The sequence below is a fragment of the Rhodopseudomonas infernalis genome, from assembly GCF_022271405.1.
GTDB classification, from domain to species: domain Bacteria; phylum Pseudomonadota; class Alphaproteobacteria; order Rhizobiales; family Xanthobacteraceae; genus Rhodopseudomonas; species Rhodopseudomonas infernalis.
The window spans coordinates 171,429-188,121 of record NZ_JAJNAL010000001.1 but is presented as its reverse complement, the minus strand read 5'-3'; the positions used below and the strand labels follow the sequence as shown (position 1 = coordinate 188,121).

Annotated in this window: 25 protein-coding genes; 23 read left to right on the top strand and 2 right to left on the bottom strand. The window is 67.1% G+C overall.

Features of this window, described 5'->3' with window-relative positions; all coding sequences use genetic code 11:
* Positions 1-163 precede the first annotated feature (163 nt).
* From LPW26_RS00860 to LPW26_RS00790, 15 genes are all read left to right on the top strand, one after another.
* Complete coding sequence (locus LPW26_RS00860; protein WP_238732342.1) at positions 164-328, top strand: Flp family type IVb pilin; 165 nt, start codon at positions 164-166, stop codon at positions 326-328.
* A 163-nt stretch (positions 329-491) separates the two neighbouring features.
* Complete coding sequence (locus LPW26_RS00855; RefSeq protein ID WP_238732341.1) at positions 492-626, top strand: twin-arginine translocation pathway signal protein; 135 nt, start codon at positions 492-494, stop codon at positions 624-626.
* A gap of 310 nt (positions 627-936) precedes the next feature.
* A complete protein-coding gene (locus LPW26_RS00850) occupies positions 937-1,089 on the top strand; it encodes a hypothetical protein (protein ID WP_238732340.1) in 153 nt (50 codons plus the stop codon).
* A gap of 200 nt (positions 1,090-1,289) precedes the next feature.
* Complete coding sequence (locus LPW26_RS00845; RefSeq protein WP_238732339.1) at positions 1,290-2,210, top strand: hypothetical protein; 921 nt, start codon at positions 1,290-1,292, stop codon at positions 2,208-2,210.
* The gene (locus LPW26_RS00840; protein WP_238732505.1) at positions 2,203-3,474 is read left to right on the top strand and encodes a DNA-packaging protein; all 1,272 of its coding nucleotides are present in this window, start codon (positions 2,203-2,205) and stop codon (positions 3,472-3,474) included. The genes LPW26_RS00845 and LPW26_RS00840 overlap by 8 nt, the downstream gene beginning before the upstream one ends.
* 294 nt (positions 3,475-3,768) lie before the next feature.
* Entirely contained in the window at positions 3,769-4,941 is a 1,173-nt protein-coding gene (locus LPW26_RS00835; RefSeq protein WP_238732338.1) for a phage portal protein, read from the top strand.
* Positions 4,942-4,996: 55 nt separating this feature from the next.
* Positions 4,997-5,224 carry a hypothetical protein gene (locus LPW26_RS00830; protein WP_238732337.1) on the top strand — a complete coding sequence of 76 codons (228 nt, stop codon included), beginning with the start codon at positions 4,997-4,999 and terminating at the stop codon, positions 5,222-5,224.
* Complete coding sequence (locus LPW26_RS00825) at positions 5,221-5,415, top strand: hypothetical protein (RefSeq protein WP_238732336.1); 195 nt, start codon at positions 5,221-5,223, stop codon at positions 5,413-5,415. Before LPW26_RS00830 ends, LPW26_RS00825 begins: the two co-directional genes overlap by 4 nt.
* A gap of 199 nt (positions 5,416-5,614) precedes the next feature.
* Positions 5,615-6,322 carry an HK97 family phage prohead protease gene (locus tag LPW26_RS00820; protein ID WP_238732335.1) on the top strand — a complete coding sequence of 236 codons (708 nt, stop codon included), beginning with the start codon at positions 5,615-5,617 and terminating at the stop codon, positions 6,320-6,322.
* Between the two features lie 662 nt (positions 6,323-6,984).
* A complete protein-coding gene (locus tag LPW26_RS00815; RefSeq protein WP_238732334.1) occupies positions 6,985-7,365 on the top strand; it encodes a hypothetical protein in 381 nt (126 codons plus the stop codon).
* Positions 7,366-7,493: 128 nt separating this feature from the next.
* Positions 7,494-7,862 carry a hypothetical protein gene (locus LPW26_RS00810; RefSeq protein WP_238732333.1) on the top strand — a complete coding sequence of 123 codons (369 nt, stop codon included), beginning with the start codon at positions 7,494-7,496 and terminating at the stop codon, positions 7,860-7,862.
* A 207-nt stretch (positions 7,863-8,069) separates the two neighbouring features.
* A complete protein-coding gene (locus tag LPW26_RS00805; protein WP_238732332.1) occupies positions 8,070-9,326 on the top strand; it encodes a phage major capsid protein in 1,257 nt (418 codons plus the stop codon).
* A gap of 335 nt (positions 9,327-9,661) precedes the next feature.
* Positions 9,662-10,117: a hypothetical protein gene (locus tag LPW26_RS00800; protein ID WP_238732331.1), complete on the top strand. Its 456-nt coding sequence runs from the start codon at positions 9,662-9,664 to the stop codon at positions 10,115-10,117.
* A gap of 449 nt (positions 10,118-10,566) precedes the next feature.
* The gene (locus LPW26_RS00795) at positions 10,567-10,944 is read left to right on the top strand and encodes a DUF2019 domain-containing protein (protein WP_238732330.1); all 378 of its coding nucleotides are present in this window, start codon (positions 10,567-10,569) and stop codon (positions 10,942-10,944) included.
* 171 nt (positions 10,945-11,115) lie between these two features.
* Entirely contained in the window at positions 11,116-11,349 is a 234-nt protein-coding gene (locus LPW26_RS00790) for a hypothetical protein (RefSeq protein WP_238732329.1), read from the top strand.
* 8 nt (positions 11,350-11,357) lie between these two features.
* Here the strand turns inward: LPW26_RS00790 and LPW26_RS00785 are convergent, their stop codons facing one another.
* Both LPW26_RS00785 and LPW26_RS00780 read right to left on the bottom strand, forming a co-directional pair.
* Positions 11,358-11,678 carry a hypothetical protein gene (locus LPW26_RS00785; RefSeq protein WP_238732328.1) on the bottom strand — a complete coding sequence of 107 codons (321 nt, stop codon included), beginning with the start codon at positions 11,676-11,678 and terminating at the stop codon, positions 11,358-11,360.
* A gap of 289 nt (positions 11,679-11,967) precedes the next feature.
* Positions 11,968-12,732 carry a S1 family peptidase gene (locus tag LPW26_RS00780; protein ID WP_238732327.1) on the bottom strand — a complete coding sequence of 255 codons (765 nt, stop codon included), beginning with the start codon at positions 12,730-12,732 and terminating at the stop codon, positions 11,968-11,970.
* A gap of 63 nt (positions 12,733-12,795) precedes the next feature.
* On the opposite strand from LPW26_RS00780, the gene LPW26_RS00775 reads away from it, so the two are divergent.
* The 8 genes from LPW26_RS00775 to LPW26_RS00740 all read left to right on the top strand — a co-directional run bounded on the left by LPW26_RS00775 (position 12,796) and on the right by LPW26_RS00740 (position 16,645).
* Positions 12,796-13,365 (top strand): head-tail connector protein, encoded by a 570-nt coding sequence (locus LPW26_RS00775; RefSeq protein WP_238732326.1) that lies wholly within the window; start codon positions 12,796-12,798, stop codon positions 13,363-13,365.
* Positions 13,362-13,682, top strand: a complete 321-nt coding sequence (locus LPW26_RS00770; RefSeq protein WP_238732325.1) for a head-tail adaptor protein — start codon at positions 13,362-13,364, stop codon at positions 13,680-13,682. Before LPW26_RS00775 ends, LPW26_RS00770 begins: the two co-directional genes overlap by 4 nt.
* A gap of 177 nt (positions 13,683-13,859) precedes the next feature.
* A complete protein-coding gene (locus LPW26_RS00765) occupies positions 13,860-14,267 on the top strand; it encodes a DUF3168 domain-containing protein (RefSeq protein ID WP_238732324.1) in 408 nt (135 codons plus the stop codon).
* Between the two features lie 16 nt (positions 14,268-14,283).
* Positions 14,284-14,691 carry a phage major tail protein, TP901-1 family gene (locus LPW26_RS00760; RefSeq protein ID WP_238732323.1) on the top strand — a complete coding sequence of 136 codons (408 nt, stop codon included), beginning with the start codon at positions 14,284-14,286 and terminating at the stop codon, positions 14,689-14,691.
* A 12-nt stretch (positions 14,692-14,703) separates the two neighbouring features.
* Positions 14,704-15,021: a gene transfer agent family protein gene (locus LPW26_RS00755; RefSeq protein WP_238732322.1), complete on the top strand. Its 318-nt coding sequence runs from the start codon at positions 14,704-14,706 to the stop codon at positions 15,019-15,021.
* The gene (locus LPW26_RS00750; protein ID WP_238732321.1) at positions 15,018-15,221 is read left to right on the top strand and encodes a rcc01693 family protein; all 204 of its coding nucleotides are present in this window, start codon (positions 15,018-15,020) and stop codon (positions 15,219-15,221) included. Before LPW26_RS00755 ends, LPW26_RS00750 begins: the two co-directional genes overlap by 4 nt.
* Complete coding sequence (locus LPW26_RS00745; RefSeq protein WP_238732320.1) at positions 15,218-15,802, top strand: phage tail tape measure protein; 585 nt, start codon at positions 15,218-15,220, stop codon at positions 15,800-15,802. Before LPW26_RS00750 ends, LPW26_RS00745 begins: the two co-directional genes overlap by 4 nt.
* Before the next feature lie 207 nt (positions 15,803-16,009).
* A complete protein-coding gene (locus LPW26_RS00740; RefSeq protein WP_238732319.1) occupies positions 16,010-16,645 on the top strand; it encodes a DUF2460 domain-containing protein in 636 nt (211 codons plus the stop codon).
* The last annotated feature ends 48 nt before the right edge of the window (positions 16,646-16,693 follow it).

The window sequence follows — 16,693 nt, the reverse complement described above, 5'->3', positions numbered from 1 at the left end:
GGCGTGGCCTCGAGGGGGAGCCTTGAGGTGCAGCCTTGGGGTGCGGCCTTGGGGTGTTCCTAGTGTGCATCACCATCAACTGTCCGGTAACGAGTGATAGATAGGTTCCGGCACGCGGGAGAAGCCGCGATTGCCCCTGCGGGCGCAACGACAGGAGGCGATGGTGCGACGCCTGATTTCCGAATTCCTCTCCGACGAATCCGGTGCGACCGCCATCGAATATGCCCTCATCGCCACGGGCATCAGCATCGTGATCCTGGTGGCAGTCAATGCGATCGGCGCCAAGCTCGACGGCACTTTGACGACGGTGAACACCTCGCTGAAGTAATCTGCCGGTTGGGCAGATGAGTCCCGGGGGCGATCCTGCGCGGATTGTGCCGTGGAATGGTTAAGCGCCAGCCATTGCGGCTTCGCAAATCCATCCAATCGCGTGGCACGATTATTCAGAGACCTCGCTTATCACCTCCGCCGATCATATCCGCGGGGGTCTCATGCAGCATCTCGACATCCATTCCGGTCAGTTCGGACTCACCGGTCGCGACATCCTTGTCTCACTGGCAGCCGCCGCCGTCGCACTCATCCTGACGCCGGTGATCGGTCTATTCCTGTTGCTGCTGACGGGTTAGCTCTCGAGCGTCGATCTTGGCGCCTGATGGTGGCCTCCGATCGATCCAATTCGGATGAGTGTCGGTTGCAGGAAAAAAGTCCTTGACAGCGTGACGCTGCCGCAATAGGGTTCCGGCATGCTCCACAATTGGGTTCGCGGGGCCCGACACTGATCCCGACACTGATCCCGGCGATCCGTAGTTCGGCCTCTCCGCAAGCTGTTGCTGTGCCGGAAGGGAGCATTCGCCTCGATCAATTCGGAACCTCGCGAAAGCCTCGGCGTTGGCCGATGGGAGGTGCCAGTTGGGCATCGATAGCAGGAGAGCACCCATGGCACCCGAAGAACCGACCCGATTCGTCGAAACCACGACCGAAGTCAGGCAAGGCGAGAGCGGGCCGTCCGTGCTGGCGCTGTTGGTGGTGAGCACTGGCTTGGCCGTGCTGATCCTGGGCGTGATCTGGTTCGTCTGGTTTCGGGTCTGAGTTCGGCCGCTGGCCGAGCGAAGTCATTCAGGAACGCGCTGATCGCCGTAGTTTCGTGAGTTGGCGGTTTTGGGGTCAGCAATTTTCGCGAGTTAGACGATGCGATGTGACGCCGCATCGCGTGAATTCAAAAATGGGCTCTGCACCGGCGCTGATGACGCGGTGCGGGGCCTTTCTGTTTTCTGGCGATCGCTCCGCGCGTGGCCACCGAGAGATCACTCATGCCCAGTCCTCGTTCCCGAACCCCTGCCGTCAGAAAGGCCGGCACATCGCCGGCGCGCGACAGGACGCGCCCCGTCGCGGCCCGCAAGGCAACGCTGGCGGCTTGCGCCAAGCCGGTCGACGCGACAATCCGAATCGACCCGTCCGATCCGGACGGGCAGGAGCGTGCCGCGCGAGTCACGGCGCGCAAAGCAAAGGCCGAGGCCGCTGCTGCCGAAGGGCGGCCCGCCGGCAGCAAGCGTGCCAGCAATCGATCGGCCGGCGACAAATCTGCGACCAAAAAGCCTGCCGCTAAGAAGCCGGCGACCAAGAAAGCACCTGCCGCACGAGTAGCTGCCAAGACATCCACGCCCAAGAATCCGGCGCGCAAGACTGCGTTACGCCGGAAGACGGCGGCCGATGCCGACGCCAGCGACGACGCAGCGCAGCTGGAAGCCGCGGCGACGGACTTGTCCGAGCAGACGATCACATCCGACGCCATCTTCAGCGAAAGCGCGACTGACGATGCGACCGATACGCTGCGCCGGCGCGGGCCGAGCGGCGTCACGCGCAACGCCGTCGAGCGACTGGACGATCCGCCGCCGGAAACCGGCCTGCGGCTGATCGATCGTGTCAGCCGTGCGGTCGAGCGCGAGATCACACAGATCGAAGTGATCGTCGGCGGCCATCATTTGAAGCCTGCGCAACGCACCGAGGCCGAACGCCGCGCCCGGACGCTGGCGTCGCTGGCGCGCACCCTGTCCGATTTGCGCAAGCTGCGCAGCGACGATGATCGCAAGAGAGTACGCGATGATGATGCCATCCCCCGAGATCTCGACGGGTTGCGGCGGGCGCTTTCGCTGCGCCTGGAGCAGTTGGTCGCAGGATCAGCGCGACTACCTGCTGCAGGGGATGAGTGAGGCGGAGCTGGAATTCCTCGACGCGCAATGGGACGTGTTCGCGCACGATCACCAGCGTCCGCCGCTGCTGGCGCCGAACGGCCGGCCGTGGCTGACCTGGCTGATGATCGGCGGCCGCGGCGCCGGCAAGACCCGCGGCGGCGCCGAATGGATCCGCTGCCAGGCGCTCGGGCTTCCCCCCTTTGCGAGCGAGCCGGTGGCGCGCATCGCGCTGGTCGGCGAGACCGAGCACGACGTGCGCGAAGTGATGATCGAGGGTGTGTCGGGATTGCTGGCGGTGCATCCGCCCGATCAGCGTCCGCAATGGCAGCCGTCGCGCAAGCGGCTGGAATGGAGCAACGGCGCGGTGGCGCAGGCGTTCTCGGCCGAGGATCCGGAAAGCCTGCGCGGCCCGCAGTTCTCCTGCGCCTGGTCCGACGAGATGGCGAAGTGGCGCTATGCCGAGGCGGCGTTCGACATGCTGCAATTCGGTCTGCGGCTCGGCACGCAGCCGCGCCAACTGATCACCACCACGCCGCGGCCGACCGCGTTCCTCAAGCGCCTGCTGGCCGATCCGGCCGCGGTGACGACGCGAGCGCCGACGCAGGCCAACGCTTTCAACCTCGCGCCGACGTTTCTCGGCGCGGTGATGGCGCGCTACGCCGGCACGCGGCTCGGCCGTCAGGAACTCGAGGGCGAACTGGTCGAGGAGCGACCCGACGCACTGTGGTCGCGCACGCTGATCGAGACCAGCCGTGTCACCGAAGCGCCGCCGCTGACGCGCATCGTCGTCGCGGTCGATCCGCCGGCGTCGGCGACCAAGCGCGCCGACTGCTGCGGCATCGTCGCCGCGGGGATCGCCGAGAGCGGTGTCGTTTATGTGCTCGCCGACGACAGCGTCGCTGCGGCGACGCCGATGCTGTGGGCCAGCAAAGCGATCGCGCTGTGGCGCCGGCTATGTGCGGACGTGCTGGTCGTCGAGGTCAATCAGGGCGGCGACATGGTGCGGACGGTGATCAGCGAGATCGACCCGGGCGTTCCGGTGCGGCCGGTGCGCGCGCTGCGCGGCAAATGGCTGCGCGCCGAGCCCGCCGCCGCGCTGTACGAGCAGCACCGCGTCAAACACGTCGGCTGCTTCCCGGCGCTCGAAGACGAGATGTGCGACTTCGGCCTCGACGGCCTGTCGAACGGCCGCTCCCCGGACCGCGTCGACGCCCTGGTCTGGGCCATCCACGCTTTGGCACTCCAGCCAAAAGCCCCGGAGCCACGTATCAGATTGCTCTGAAGATCGTTTGCTCTGCACGGCAAATTCAATCCACCCCGTGTCCCGCACGCGATGCAGCGCGCAGCGGTGCATGGCAGATGCGGGACCCCGGTTCAGACGCGAAACGACCTCTCGATCGCATCGATCAGCATCGATGCCTTTCCACGTCATTGCGAGCGAAGCGAAGCAATCCAGTGCCGAGCACGGGGCTGGATTGCTTCGTCGCTTCGCTCCTCGCAATGACCGCGTAACTCAGCGCCGGCTCTCCTAGCAGCGGCGTCCGGGGTAGGCATCACAATCAATGGAATCGCCACCATGTTCGATCGTCTCAAGGCTTACCTCGCGCCGCCCGAAGCCAAAGCCTCGCGCACCGCGCGGGTGCTGGCGTTCGAGTCGGGAGGTGTCGCGCGCTGGACGCAACGCGACTACACCGGGCTGGCGCGCGAGGGTTATCTGCGCAACGCCATCGTGCATCGCTGCGTGCGGCTGATCGCCGAGCATGTCGGCGCCTGCGTTTATTCGGTGTTCGACGGCGCGCAGGAGAAGGAGGGGCATCCGCTGGCGCAATTGCTGGCACGGCCCAATCCGCGGCAGGACGGCGCGACGCTGCGCGAGACGCTGGTGGCGCATCTGCTGCTCGCCGGCAACGCGTATCTCGAAGCCGTCGCGCTCGGCGATCAGGTCCACGAACTCTACGCGCTGCGCCCCGACCGTATCCGACTGGTGCCCGGCGCCGACGGCTGGGCGGAAGCCTACGACTACAGCGTCGCCGGCCGCAGCGTGCGGTTCGATCAGCACGGCGCAATTCCGCCGATCCTGCACATGGCGCTGTTTCATCCGCTCGACGATCACTACGGCCTGGCGCCGCTCGAAGCCGCCGCCGCCGCGGTCGATACTCACAACGCCGCGGCGCGCTGGAACAAGGCGCTGCTCGACAATTCGGCGCGGCCGTCCGGCGCGCTGATGTATGCCGGGCCGGAAGGCGCGGTGCTGAACGAGACGCAGTTCGACCGGCTCAAGCAGGAGCTGGAGCGCACCTATGAAGGCGCCGCCAATGCCGGCCGGCCGCTGCTGCTCGAAGGCGGGCTCGACTGGAAGCCGATGGCGCTGTCGCCGAAGGACATGGACTTCCTCGAAGCCAAGCACGCCGCAGCGCGCGAGATCGCGCTGGCCTTCGGCGTGCCGCCGATGCTGCTCGGCATTCCGGGCGACAACACGTTTTCGAACTATCAGGAAGCCAACCGCAGCTTCGTGCGCCAAACCGTGCTGCCGCTGGCGACGCGCACCGGCAACGCGCTGGCGCAATGGCTGGCTCCGCAATTCGGCGACGGCGTCCGCCTCGTCGTCGACACGGACCAGATTGACGCGCTGTCGGTCGACCGCGCCGCCCTATGGGACCGCGTCACCGCCGCGCCGTTCCTGACCCTGAACGAAAAACGCGAAGCCGTCGGCTACGCCCCGCTCGAGGGTGGCGATCGGTTGGGGTGAGGGCGCGGGCTCATCAGCAAGGCGCGTCAAGCGTCTGCATCTCAGGGAGAGGCCGATGTCCGACGTGATCAAGACGTTTACCGAGCGGGGCGACCTGGCTCACCTTGCGTTACTCCTATGGGCAGCGGCGGCGTCGGCGGGGCTGTGGTTCAGCTTGCGCGAGCTGGCGGCGGCGTCGCGGCGGTTCGACGATTTCGTCCACGCGCTGGAGCTGTTCAACCGCCGGGCGCGGCGGCGCGAGCGCAGCGCGCTGGAGCATGACGACGATGGAGGGGCACGATGAGTGATCAGGCTCAGCCGATGGACCGGCTGCACCGCGTATTGACGTCGATCCGCAGCGAGATCAAATCGGCGAAGGATCCCGGCCGGGTGTTCCGCGAATTCATCAGCCATCTCGATCTCGTCCAGCGCGCCGCGCCGCGCCGCGTGCGGGCGAAGTCGGCGTCGCGGCGACCGCAGAAGCGGGCGAAGTAGTTCGCAACACTGCTCCCGTGTCCCGCACGGAGATGCAGCGCGCAGCGGTGCATCGCAGATGCGGGACACCGGTTGAGCGTCCTCTCGTGTCGCTGAACCGGGCCCCCGGATCTGCGCCGTGGCCCTGTGGGCTGCGGCTTGTCCGGGGCACGGGCTGTTCGTCGTCCACCTGAATCATCAACACATCCACGAGGCGCTCATGCTTGCCGCGTTGTCCGATGCTGGCCCGGCGCCGGCGCGATTGGTGCTGACCGGGGACGGCAGCATCGAAGGTTATGCCAGCCTGTTCGGCGAGGTCGACCAGGCGCGCGACATGGTGATGCCCGGCGCGTTCACGCAGACGCTGAAGAGCCGTGGCCTGCGCAAAATCCCGATGTTGTTTCAGCACGACCCAAGCGAGCCGGTCGGCGTCTGGCTCGAACTGATCGAGGACTGGCGCGGCCTGCGCGCGCGCGGCCGGCTGATCCCGGATGTGGCGCGCGGGCGTGAGCTCCTTGCGTTGCTGCGCGCCGGCGCGATCGACGGGCTGTCGATCGGCTATCGCACCGTGCGCGGCCAGATCGATCCGAAGACGCGGGTGCGGCGGCTGTATCAGGTCGACCTCTGGGAGATCTCGATCGTCACCTTCCCGCTGCTGCAGGGCGCCCGCGTCGGCGCGGTGAAGCAGGGCGGCTCGCCACAGCGCCGCGCCGCCGAGGCCGCCTGGCGCAGCGTGCAGACGCCGCCGGAAAAGCAACTATCAGAGTCAGCCAGCGCCGCGGATGCACCGGCGCTGCCTGCGCGGCGCGGGCGGACGGCGGTGACGCTGTCCTCCCGCGGCGATCGCAAACAGGCACTCTCTAGCGTCGCCGGCCGCGCGCGTCTGAAGCTCTCCCCGCGCGCGGCGCGGATCAGCACGGAGCGCTGATCCGGACGAGGGGGCATGTTCGCTGATCGCAGCGCTACGATGCGCGGCGCCCTCACCCCAGCCCTCTCCCGCAAGCGGGAGAGGGGGCGCGCAGTGAGCGGCGCTCTTCAGCATTCCTGATCAACCATCGAGGGACGACCGACACGTTGGTCTGTCGACTTCTCCGGCCTGCGACGACCCAAAGAAGGCTCGTCGTCGCCGTATGTCCAGCTAGCGCAGGTTGGTAGCTCGGTAACTGACGCATACGGGTTGCCTTACTATGATTCTGGCGGCCATCATGAAATGCCGAAAGGTGTATACACGAAGTGGGACTTGCGGCCCGAGACTGAGCGGATCTTCAATGGATCGACCACGGGGTCGCTGCCGGCCGGGCGAACGGTCGACACGCCTGCCGGTATTCTTCGTGGGCATTACTGGGATGGTCCGAATGGAGCGCACGCGCGCTATAACAATGCCGTTCGCGATCTGAGTGAGCGATTCATGAAGCAAAATGGTATCACGCCCGGGCAGATGACGCCGGATCATGCTCGTCAGCTTCTGACCCGTATCAGAGAATCCGACGTCCCGGAGATTCGCGACTATAACAGAGCAATTCGGATGCTCAGGCGCGTATTCAGATCGAGGTTTGGAAGAGAGTAAGCGGTCCGTTGAGGGAGTGTGCAATGACCCGCGACGAGTTCTTGCCGATCTGGAACGACATGCGCGATCGGGTGATCGCTCATCTGGAGAGCTTTGGAAAAGCGATCGGTCCGTTCGGAGATAAGGATTTCTGGGTGGTCGACGACGACTACGATCTGTTCCTCATCCAGGTCGAGGTCATGGCGCTCGATCTGCTGGATCCGCCCGTTATTTACGGCCTTCGCGACTTGCTCGATATGCATCCGAGGTTCGCGATCACCGTTGCTGTCGTGCCGCCGCGGGGGACGGCGTGGCCACGGATGGGGCTTACGCTCGAAAAGGGCGTGATCGTCGATGGCTTGAAGCGGGATCATCTGCCGGAGGGAATTCGTGGCGTTCGCTACGACGGGGCCAGGCCGGACTAGGTTTCCAGCGGCGCAGCATTGGGCCGGCCTCGACGAAGGAGCGGCGATGCGCAAGCAGGTCTAGGCGGACCGTCGTCGTGTGCCAAACAGCGACGGTCACGCAGTGTGAGGGATCTCGAGGGTGAGTGATGAAGCAATCCGTACGCATTGCGCCTCCGAATTCGCTGTTCTTCCTCGAAGATCCGGCAGGCGGTCGGTCGCCGGAGATTGACGATCGCGCGGTCAGTATCTGGTCGACGCGGTCGTGCATCATCGTCGCCTGCCTGTGCTTCGTCGATGGCAAGACCGAGTTCGTTGCGTCGAATTCGGCTGAGGATGTGCCGTCGGCTCCGGCCGCGTTTGACGGGATGCTGGATACGCCGAGCCGGGTGATCGAGGTCTCGACCTCCGAGCGCGAAGTGCTGTTGCGCTGTCCCGTTGAAACACATTTCACCCGTGTCCGCGTCTGGACCAACCATCCCAGCGAGCCGGACAAGATCTTGGCGCTGTTCGGATGACGACTCGGCGTCGCCGCGCGGTAGCACGAGGCCGGCGATTACATTTCGCCTGACTGAGGACGTCGTATCGATCGCGCTCTAGCGTCCGGCCGCCGCCGCTAAACGGCGGCCTGTCCGTCTGCCTCCACGTCTCTGAGTTCGACCGCCGTGGCCTGCCGCCGCGGCGCTTTCGTTTGTGCAGCTATCAACGCCCACCAGGAGAACCCCATGGACTACGAGATCAAGAGCGCCGCCCCGGAGACCAAGGCCGGCCTTGCCGGCGACGATGCGCAGCAGGTGTATGACGCGCTGATGCGCACCTTCGAGGACTACAAGGCCGAGAACGATGCGCGGCTGAAGGCGATCGAGGGCGGCCGCGGCGACGTCGTCGCCGAGGAGAAGCTGGCGCGGATCGATGCGGCGCTGGACAGCCAGCAGCGCCGGCTCGACGATCTGGCGCTGAAGGCGGCGCGGCCGCAGCTGGCGGCGGAGCGGCTGCCGGCGGCCGAGCAGCGCGAGCACAAGAGCGCGTTCGAATCTTACGTGCGCAGCGGGGACGCCACCGCGCTGCGCCGGATCGAGACCAAGGCGCTGTCGGTCGGCTCCGCGCCGGACGGCGGCTATCTCGTGCCGACCGAGCTCGAGCGCAGCATCTCGTCGCGGCTGGCGACGATCTCGCCGATCCGGGCGCTGGCGTCGGTGCGCGAGATCTCCGGCGGCGTCTACAAGAAGCCGTACACTGTCGCCGGTCCCGCGACCGGCTGGGTCGGCGAGACCGATCCGCGGCCGCAGACCGCGTCGCCGTCGTTCGACGCGCTGTCGTTCCCGGCGATGGAGCTGTACGCGATGCCGGCCGCGACCGCCAACCTGCTCGACGACGCGGCGGTCAACCTCGACGACTGGCTGGCCGGCGAGATCGACCAGGTGTTCGCCGAGCAGGAGGGCACGGCCTTCGTCTCCGGCGACGGCGCCAACAAGCCGAAGGGCTTTCTCGCCGTGCCGGCGGTGGCGAACAGCGCCTGGAGCTGGGGCCATCTGGGATACATCGCCACCGGCGTCTCCGCCGGCTTCGCCTCGTCGGCGCCGGCCGACGTGCTGATCGACCTGATCTACGCGCTGCGCCCCGGCTATCGCCAGAACGCCAGCTTCGTGATGAACCGCCGCACCCAGGCGGCGATCCGCAAGTTCAAGGACGCCTCGGGCGCCTACATCTGGCAGCCGCCCGTCGCCGCCGGCGGCCGCGCCAGCCTGGCCGGCTTCCCGCTCGCCGACGCCGAGGACATGCCGGACATCGCCGCCAACTCGCTCAGCATCGCCTTCGGCGACTTCCGCCGCGGCTACCTGATCGTCGACCGCCAGGGCATCCGCGTCCTGCGCGACCCGTATTCCGCCAAGCCCTACGTCCTGTTCTACACCACCAAGCGCGTCGGCGGCGGCGTGCAGGACTTCGATGCGATCAAGCTGGTGAAGTTCGCGGCAAGCTGAAGCACAGCGCCCACTCTCCCTCTCCCGCTTGCGGGAGAGGGCCGGGGTGAGGACGTCGCGGGTAGGGCGCGCGTGGTTGAGGTGAATCGGTGTGTGACGCGCTATGCGCTCATCCACGTACCGCATCCTGCGCGATCCGCCTTCCGCCAAGCCCAACGTGCGGTTCTACACCACCAAGCGCGTCGGTAGCGACGTACAAGATTTCGACGCGATCAAGCTGCGGACATCTGTGTCGAGCTTAGCAGCGTCCTTTCTCGATGATCGGACGGCGTACCGAACGGTGCGCCGTTTTTGTTTTCGGACTTCATTGCCGTCTTCGATGAGGATATTGCCTCATGCCAAAGAACGACGAAGTCTGGCTACGCCATCAGCAGATGCGATGGCAGCGACCGGATGGCTACCGTTGGGTGTGCCCGGACGCCGCGCGCTTCCTGAAGCCGGGTAGTGAACTGGCCAACGCCTTCCCAGTGCTCGCATTCAAATACAGTCCTAACCAGCCACGCGTGCCAGCGGGCCATCCGGACGGCGGGCAGTGGACGAGTGGCACAAGTGGGCCCGCCGATTTCGCCGATGCGCTGGGGGCGCCGCATGCGAACGTTGCGCTGCCGGTGGGCGACCTTGCCATTAGTGATGCAGTGATGGAAAGCGAGCACCTGTTTTCGATCGCGCTTAGTGTGCCGGATCGCTCCGGTATGCAGCTTGCCGGCGATATGCCGGAAGGAAGCGATCCGAGCCACGAGCCACCAAACAACCAGCCTCCGGAAATTCCCGACCAAATGCCCGTCACCTGAGAGGGACGGATGGTATTTGTCCGGACAGCGGTTCGATGGATAGCTTACGTGGGCCGTCTTTCACCGGCTCTCGACGTATTTTTCGGGGCGCTCGATCAGATTTATGAAATCAACAGGCTGACCGACATGATTCGGACAGCAAACGACCCACCTCGATCCCTGCCAGAACTCCAAGACCGAGTTGGCTTGGAAAATGAACGTGGCTATCAAGACCACCATATAGTAGGTCAGTTCGACGAAAATCGTAAGCAATTCGGGAGTCGCGCGATCGATGATAACGAAAATGTGGTAAGAATACCGACCCTGAAACATCTCGATATCAACGGGTGGTATTCGAGGCCAAACCCAGAGTACGATGGATTGGCGCCACGAGATTATCTCCGTGGTCGGAGTTGGGACGAGCAGACTCGGGTTGGTCTCAAAGTCCTTCGAGAATTTGGGGTGCTCAGATGAAGAGCATGATGGAGCGATATCGACGTGCCACAACGATCGAACTGGTTGACGAGTTCAATTCGCTCACGACCGCGCAGGGCGAGGCGAGTTTGCTGCTCCAGACTGCACGCTATACGCGCCTGTACCGGCGGATGGAAGCCGTCAAAAATGAGCTAAAGGCAAGGGACGGAGATCAGCGACGGGCTTTGCTGCCGCTGCTTCAATCTCGTAACGTCCAGGTGCGAATGATGGCCGCCCACGCACTACTGGCCATTGAACCCGAGCAGGCTCGACGAGCACTGGAGAGTGTGCGGGATTCCAATGTCATGCCACAGGTCGCGGAAGCTGGGATGTCTTTGCGATCGCTCGACGAAGGCACATATTTGCCGCGGTAGGTGACGGATCGGGCGAAGGCGGCAGGATGAGCGTGCGCAAGCAAGCCCCATTGGCCCGGCGCGCGTGGTTTAGGTGAATCGGTAGGTTACGTGATCCGCGCTACCCCACCCTACGGACTCGTGTGGGAATGATCGTGCGCAGCGGGATTTGCCGGCGGGAGGTAGGATGAGATGAACAAGTTGATCGCGTTGTCGGCTGCGCTGGCGCTCGCCGGTCTCGGCCCGGCCTTCGCCCGCGGCGGGGCGCCGAGCGTCATGGATTCGCCGGGCTATCAGCGGCGGCTGCAGGAATCGCGGCAGCAGCTACAGCAGCCTTATACGACGCCGCCGGCGGTGTATCCGCGGCAGCGCGTCGACACGCCGCGCAAGGCCAGGCCGCACAGCAAGCGCAAGCCGCGGCGCTGAGCGCGGGCTCAGCAGTAGCCGTACCAGCCGCAGGCGTAGGGCAGGCGGCCAAAGATCGCGCTAGCCGGCGTGCCGTAGTAGTTGAAGTAATGGTACGAGTTAGGCTTGCCGTAGATGCCGTTCACCAGCGGCCGAATGTCGACCTCGGGGGCGTAGACCGGCGAGGCGCTGATGACGTCGCGGGTCGGCGGCACGTCGACAATGACGACGCGGCCGCGCGGCTCCGGCTCGGCGAAGATCCGCCCGATCTTGCTGTGCATCGGCAGATCCGCCGCCCGCGCCGGCACGGCGGCAGTGAGGGCAAGCAACAGCAGGGCAGCAAGGCGCATCGACAGGCTCCAGGTGAGCCGGCAGGGTGGGCCAACATGGTTAATGAAATCTGAAGGGCGGTGGTGGTGCGGCCCCGGCGGTCGCCGCCCAACCGGTCGATGCAACAGCCGAAGCCCTCATGGTGAGGAGCCCGGCGCAGCGGAAGCGGAGCCGGGCATCTCGAACCATGAGCGCCACGAGCGATGTGCTTGCCGCGATGCCCGCCGCCCATCCTTCGAGACGCCCCGGCTCCTCAGGATGAGGTGGTTTGCTGGGAGAGGGCGATAGGTCGCTCGCAGCGCACGGGGCCTACTTCGCCAGCGCGCTGCCCCAGGCCTGCGCGGTGCGGTCGATCCAGTCGCGATACAGCGTCAGCGGGGTGATGCCGGTGAGGCCGCCGCAGCCGGCGGCGTTGTTGGCGCCGGTCGACCATGACACCACGCCGACGACGATCGCGCGGCCGTCCTGCTGTTGCAGCGCCGGGCCGCCGGAATCGCCGGTGCAGGCGCCCTGGCCGTCGCGGGTGTTGTTCGTCGCCGCGTCGACCAGGCGGATCTGCAGCCGGCCGGGGCGGCCGGTGGCGCTCAGCGCGGCGCTGCGTACCGTGCCGCCGCTCCTGCCGTCGCCGCGCAGCGCGACGCCGATGCCGGCGACCGTAAAACTCTGGCCGGCGCTCAGCGGATCGTTCGGCGCGCCGAGCGGCAGCGGCGACTTGCCGGGCAGGGGAGCGGCGAGCTGCAGCAGCGCGACGTCGGCACTGGCGCGATGCGCCTGGATCGCCTTGATGTCGAATTGCGGATGCGCGGCGATGCGGCGGACATCGCGTAGCTGCGGCTGCCGCTGCGCGTCGGTGTGCACGATCTTGTAGTCCGCACCCGGGCCGACGCAATGCGCCGCACTCAGCACCAGATCCGGCGCGATCAGCGTGCCTGAACAGAAATTGCCGCGCGAACCGACGATGGTGACGATTGCGCGGCCGAGCGCCGCATCCTCGCGCGCGCCGCCCACCATGGCGGCGGCCGGCGTGGCGAGCGTGGCGGTCAGCAGCAGACACAGTTTCAGCGTGCGGATCATGGCGGCTCACCAGCCTCGCCGCCGCGGCGCTGTCAACCGGATCATTCTCGAAAGGAGCGGCTCATGCCCGCGCTGTTGCTGACCGGCCCCACGGTGGAGCCGTGGACCGTTCCCGAACTCAAGGCGTTCCTGCGCGTCGAACACGATGCCGACGACGCGGTGATCGCCTCGCTGCTCGCCGCAGCACGCAGCCAGGTCGAGGCGCTGACCCGCCGCGCGCTGCTGCTGCAGAGCTGGCGGCTGAGCTACGATGCCTGGCCGCGCGATGGCCGGATCCGGCCGCGGATCGGACCGCTGCGCGCGCTCACCGCGGCGCGGGTGATCGATGCGCAGGGTGCCGCGCAGGCGATCGACGTCGATGGCTTTGTGGTCGATGTCGCGGACGGCGTGATCGCCGCGCCGGTCTGGTCGCTGCCGCAGCCGGGGCAGAGCGTCGCCGGCATCGCGCTCGACGTCGAGCTCGGTTTTGGCGCGACGCCCGGTGATGTCCCGGAGCTGCTGCGCCACGCGGTGCGGACGCTGGCGGCGCATTGGTACGACAATCGCGGGCTGGCGGCGATCGGCTCGAGCGTGGCGATGCTGCCCGGCAGCGTCGCGGCGATGCTCGCGAGCTTCCGGGTGCCGGCGCTATGAACGATCCGGGCAAGCTGACGACGCGGCTGACGCTCGAGACCCCGGTCGAGAGCGGCGACGGCCAGGGCGGCGTCATGCGCAGCTACGCGGCGCAGAACGTGGTCTGGGCCCAGCTCGTAGCGCATCCGGCGCGCGACCGCGTGGCGGCGGACGATGCCCACGCGGTGCAGCGCGTGACCATCACGCTGCGCGGCGGCATCGCGCTGACGCGGGCGCATCGGTTCACCGACGGCGCGCGGATCTACCGCATCATCAGCTGGCGCGATCGCGACCGCGGCGCGTGGCGCGAGATCGATGCGGAGACGGAGTTGATGTGATGCGCCACCCTCCCCTGGAGGGGGAGGGTCGGCGGCCAGCCCGCGAAGCGGGGTGGGCGACGGGGCGGGGTGAGCCACGAGCACTGCGGATGAACTCTTCGCCACCCCACCCCGCTCGCTGCGCGAGCGACCCTCCCCCTCCAGGGGAGGGTGAAGTCCCACCCCGGAGTAATTACCATGCCCACCGCACCCGCGGCGCTGCGCGCTGCGATCTATCAGGCGCTGATCGCCGATCACGGCCTCGTCGCAGCGCTCGGCGGCGCGCGGGTCTATGACGAGCCGCCCCAGGGCGTGGCGTTTCCTTACGTCACGCTCGGCGATGCGCGGATCGTCGACGCCTCCGCCGACGACGCGCCGCTGCAGGAACATCAACTCACGCTGCATGCCTGGTCGCGGCAGGGCGGCCACAAGGAGGCGCACGTCATCACCGGCGCGCTGTTGCAGGCACTCGACGACGCGCCGCTGCAGCCCGCCGGTCATCGCCTCGTCAATCTGCGCTTTGCGCTTGCCGACATCCGCCGCGAGGCCGACGGCCGCCTTTATCACGCGCTGGTGCGGTTCCGCGCCGTTACCGAACCGAAGTAACAACGAGGAGGCGCGCATGGGCGCACAGAAGGGCAAGGACCTGCTGGTCAAGATCAACGACGGCGGCAACTACGTCACCGTCGCCGGCTTGCGCAGTCGCAGGATCGCGTTCAACGCCGAGCTGGTCGACATCACCCACGCCGAATCCGCCGATCGCTGGCGCGAGCTTTTGGCCGGCGCCGGCGTGCGCCGCGCCGCGATTTCCGGCCGCGGCCTGTTCAAGGACGCGGCGTCCGACGCCGTGGTGCGGGCTGCCTTCTTCAACGGGCTGATCAGCGACTGCCAGGTGGTCGTGCCGGATTTCGGCGCGATCAGCGGGCCATTCCAGATCGCCAGCCTGGAATTTGCCGGCGAGCACAACGGCGAAGTCAGCTTCGACATCACGCTGGAAAGCGCCGGCGCGCTCGGCTTCGCGGCATTGTGAAGGAGACACACCATGGCCAACAGACATCGCGGCGAGATCGACGCCGACCTCGGCGGCCAGCGGCGCACGCTGGTGCTGACACTCGGCGCGCTCGCCGAATTGGAGAACGCGTTCGCGGCGTCCGATCTCGTCGCGCTGGCGCAGCGCTTCGGCAGCGGACATCTGTCGGCGCGCGACCTCGTCCGCATCATCGCGGCCGGCCTGCGCGGCGCCGGCGAGGCGGTGAGCGACGACGAGGTCGCGGCGATGACGGCCGCGGGCGGTGCGACGGGTTACGCGACGATCGCCGCCGAGCTGATCGCCGCCACCTTCGGCGAGGCGGCGGCATGATGCCGTTTCCCTGGCGCGAGGCGATGCAGTTCGGCTTCGGCACGCTGCGGCTGGCGCCTGACGCGTTCTGGCGCATGACGCCGCGCGAACTCGCCGCCGCGCTGATCGGCGCGCGCGGCGGCGTCGTGACGCCGCTCGATCGCGGCGGCCTCGACGAACTGATGCGGCGCTATCCGGACAACAAGGAGCGGGCGCGATGACCGGCAACTGCGAGAACTGCGACTGCGGCTGCGTCGACGACAGCTCGCAGAAGGTCGATCAGTTAACCACCAAGACCCAGGCGCTCAGCAGCGAGGCAAAGGGCTTCGCCCGCGCCATGACTTCGGCGTTCTCGCAGTCGATCACCGGCGGCAAGCAGTTCGAGGACGTGCTGAAGTCGCTCGCCCTAAAGGTCTCCGATCTGGCCCTGAGGGCGGCGCTGAAGCCGCTGACCAATGGTCTCGCCAGCGGCTTCGACAGCCTGTTTTCGGGATTGTTCGGCGGTGCGAACGCCAGCGGCGCCGGCAACGTCAAGCCGTTCGCGTCGGGTGGCGTGATCGGCACGCCGAGCTACTTCCCGATGCTCGGCGGCGGCGTCGGTCTCGCCGGCGAGGCCGGAGCCGAGGCGATCCTGCCGCTGCAGCGCGGCGCGGACGGCCGGCTTGGCGTCGCCAGCCAAGGCGGCAGCAGCGTGGTCAACATCCAGATCGCCACCCCCGACGCCGACAGCTTCCGCCGCTCCGAAAACTACGTCACCGGCCAGATCGCCCGCGCCGTCGCGCGCGGTCAGCGGGGACTCTGAACCCTCAGCCTTCCATCCACGTCATTGCGAGCGAAGCGAAGCAATCCAGCGCCGCGCACTGAGCTGGATTGCTTGGTCGCGGAGCCTGTACTCGGACGGCGCGAAGCGCCGATCCGGGTGCTCCTCGCAATGACGATGAAAGCGCTCGGCCGGCCGATTGAAACCCAATGATGCTCTCGTCACGAGAGCCGACGCGGGCCAACGATCATGACACCATTCCACGAAGTGCTGTTTCCGCTCGACGTCGCGCTGAAGAGCGCCGGCGGGCCGGAGCGGCGCACCGAGATCGTGACGTTCGGCTCCGGCCGCGAACAGCGCAACGCGCGCTGGGCGGACTCGCGGCGGCGCTACGACGCCGGCTACGGCATCAAAACGCTGGAGGCGCTGCAGGCGGTGGTGGCGTTCTTCGAGGAGCGCCGCGGCCAGCTCACCGGCTTCCGCTGGCGCGACCGGCTCGATCATTCCTCCGCGGCCCCCGGCCACCCGCCGTCACCGCTCGATCAGGGCATCGGCACCGGCGACGGCGTCACCGCGAACTATCAGCTGGTCAAGACCTACGGCGCCGGCTTCGCGCCCTATACACGCGCCATCACCAAGCCGGTCGCCGGCTCCGTCCGCATCGCGGTCGGCGGCGTCGAACTAACGAGCGGCGTCAGCGTCGACACCACCACCGGCGTGGTCACGTTCCCCGCCGCCCACCTCCCACCGCCCGGCGCGGCCGTCACCGCAGGCTATCAGTTCGACGTCCCGGTACGGTTCGACACGGACTATCTGGAGGTGGATCTGTCGGCGTTCGCGGCCGGGGCGATCCCGAAAATTCCGGTGGTGGAGATCAGGGGGTAGGGGAAGTCCCCGTTGAACGACGGAGGCGGCTGCAGTCCGATGAACACT

Bases quoted from the DNA above. Each gene is read 5' to 3' on its own strand.
- LPW26_RS00855 (WP_238732341.1), top strand. From the start codon at position 492: ATGCAGCATCTCGACATCCATTCCGGTCAGTTCGGACTCACCGGTCGC.
- LPW26_RS00850 (WP_238732340.1), top strand. From the start codon at position 937: ATGGCACCCGAAGAACCGACCCGATTCGTCGAAACCACGACCGAAGTC.
- LPW26_RS00840 (WP_238732505.1), top strand. From the start codon at position 2,203: ATGAGTGAGGCGGAGCTGGAATTCCTCGACGCGCAATGGGACGTGTTC.
- LPW26_RS00835 (WP_238732338.1), top strand. From the start codon at position 3,769: ATGTTCGATCGTCTCAAGGCTTACCTCGCGCCGCCCGAAGCCAAAGCC.
- LPW26_RS00830 (WP_238732337.1), top strand. From the start codon at position 4,997: ATGTCCGACGTGATCAAGACGTTTACCGAGCGGGGCGACCTGGCTCAC.
- LPW26_RS00825 (WP_238732336.1), top strand. From the start codon at position 5,221: ATGAGTGATCAGGCTCAGCCGATGGACCGGCTGCACCGCGTATTGACG.
- LPW26_RS00820 (WP_238732335.1), top strand. From the start codon at position 5,615: ATGCTTGCCGCGTTGTCCGATGCTGGCCCGGCGCCGGCGCGATTGGTG.
- LPW26_RS00815 (WP_238732334.1), top strand. From the start codon at position 6,985: ATGACCCGCGACGAGTTCTTGCCGATCTGGAACGACATGCGCGATCGG.
- LPW26_RS00810 (WP_238732333.1), top strand. From the start codon at position 7,494: ATGAAGCAATCCGTACGCATTGCGCCTCCGAATTCGCTGTTCTTCCTC.
- LPW26_RS00805 (WP_238732332.1), top strand. From the start codon at position 8,070: ATGGACTACGAGATCAAGAGCGCCGCCCCGGAGACCAAGGCCGGCCTT.
- LPW26_RS00800 (WP_238732331.1), top strand. From the start codon at position 9,662: ATGCCAAAGAACGACGAAGTCTGGCTACGCCATCAGCAGATGCGATGG.
- LPW26_RS00795 (WP_238732330.1), top strand. From the start codon at position 10,567: ATGAAGAGCATGATGGAGCGATATCGACGTGCCACAACGATCGAACTG.
- LPW26_RS00790 (WP_238732329.1), top strand. From the start codon at position 11,116: ATGAACAAGTTGATCGCGTTGTCGGCTGCGCTGGCGCTCGCCGGTCTC.
- LPW26_RS00785 (WP_238732328.1), bottom strand. From the start codon at position 11,678: ATGCGCCTTGCTGCCCTGCTGTTGCTTGCCCTCACTGCCGCCGTGCCG.
- LPW26_RS00780 (WP_238732327.1), bottom strand. From the start codon at position 12,732: ATGATCCGCACGCTGAAACTGTGTCTGCTGCTGACCGCCACGCTCGCC.
- LPW26_RS00775 (WP_238732326.1), top strand. From the start codon at position 12,796: ATGCCCGCGCTGTTGCTGACCGGCCCCACGGTGGAGCCGTGGACCGTT.
- LPW26_RS00770 (WP_238732325.1), top strand. From the start codon at position 13,362: ATGAACGATCCGGGCAAGCTGACGACGCGGCTGACGCTCGAGACCCCG.
- LPW26_RS00765 (WP_238732324.1), top strand. From the start codon at position 13,860: ATGCCCACCGCACCCGCGGCGCTGCGCGCTGCGATCTATCAGGCGCTG.
- LPW26_RS00760 (WP_238732323.1), top strand. From the start codon at position 14,284: ATGGGCGCACAGAAGGGCAAGGACCTGCTGGTCAAGATCAACGACGGC.
- LPW26_RS00755 (WP_238732322.1), top strand. From the start codon at position 14,704: ATGGCCAACAGACATCGCGGCGAGATCGACGCCGACCTCGGCGGCCAG.
- LPW26_RS00750 (WP_238732321.1), top strand. From the start codon at position 15,018: ATGATGCCGTTTCCCTGGCGCGAGGCGATGCAGTTCGGCTTCGGCACG.
- LPW26_RS00745 (WP_238732320.1), top strand. From the start codon at position 15,218: ATGACCGGCAACTGCGAGAACTGCGACTGCGGCTGCGTCGACGACAGC.
- LPW26_RS00740 (WP_238732319.1), top strand. From the start codon at position 16,010: ATGACACCATTCCACGAAGTGCTGTTTCCGCTCGACGTCGCGCTGAAG.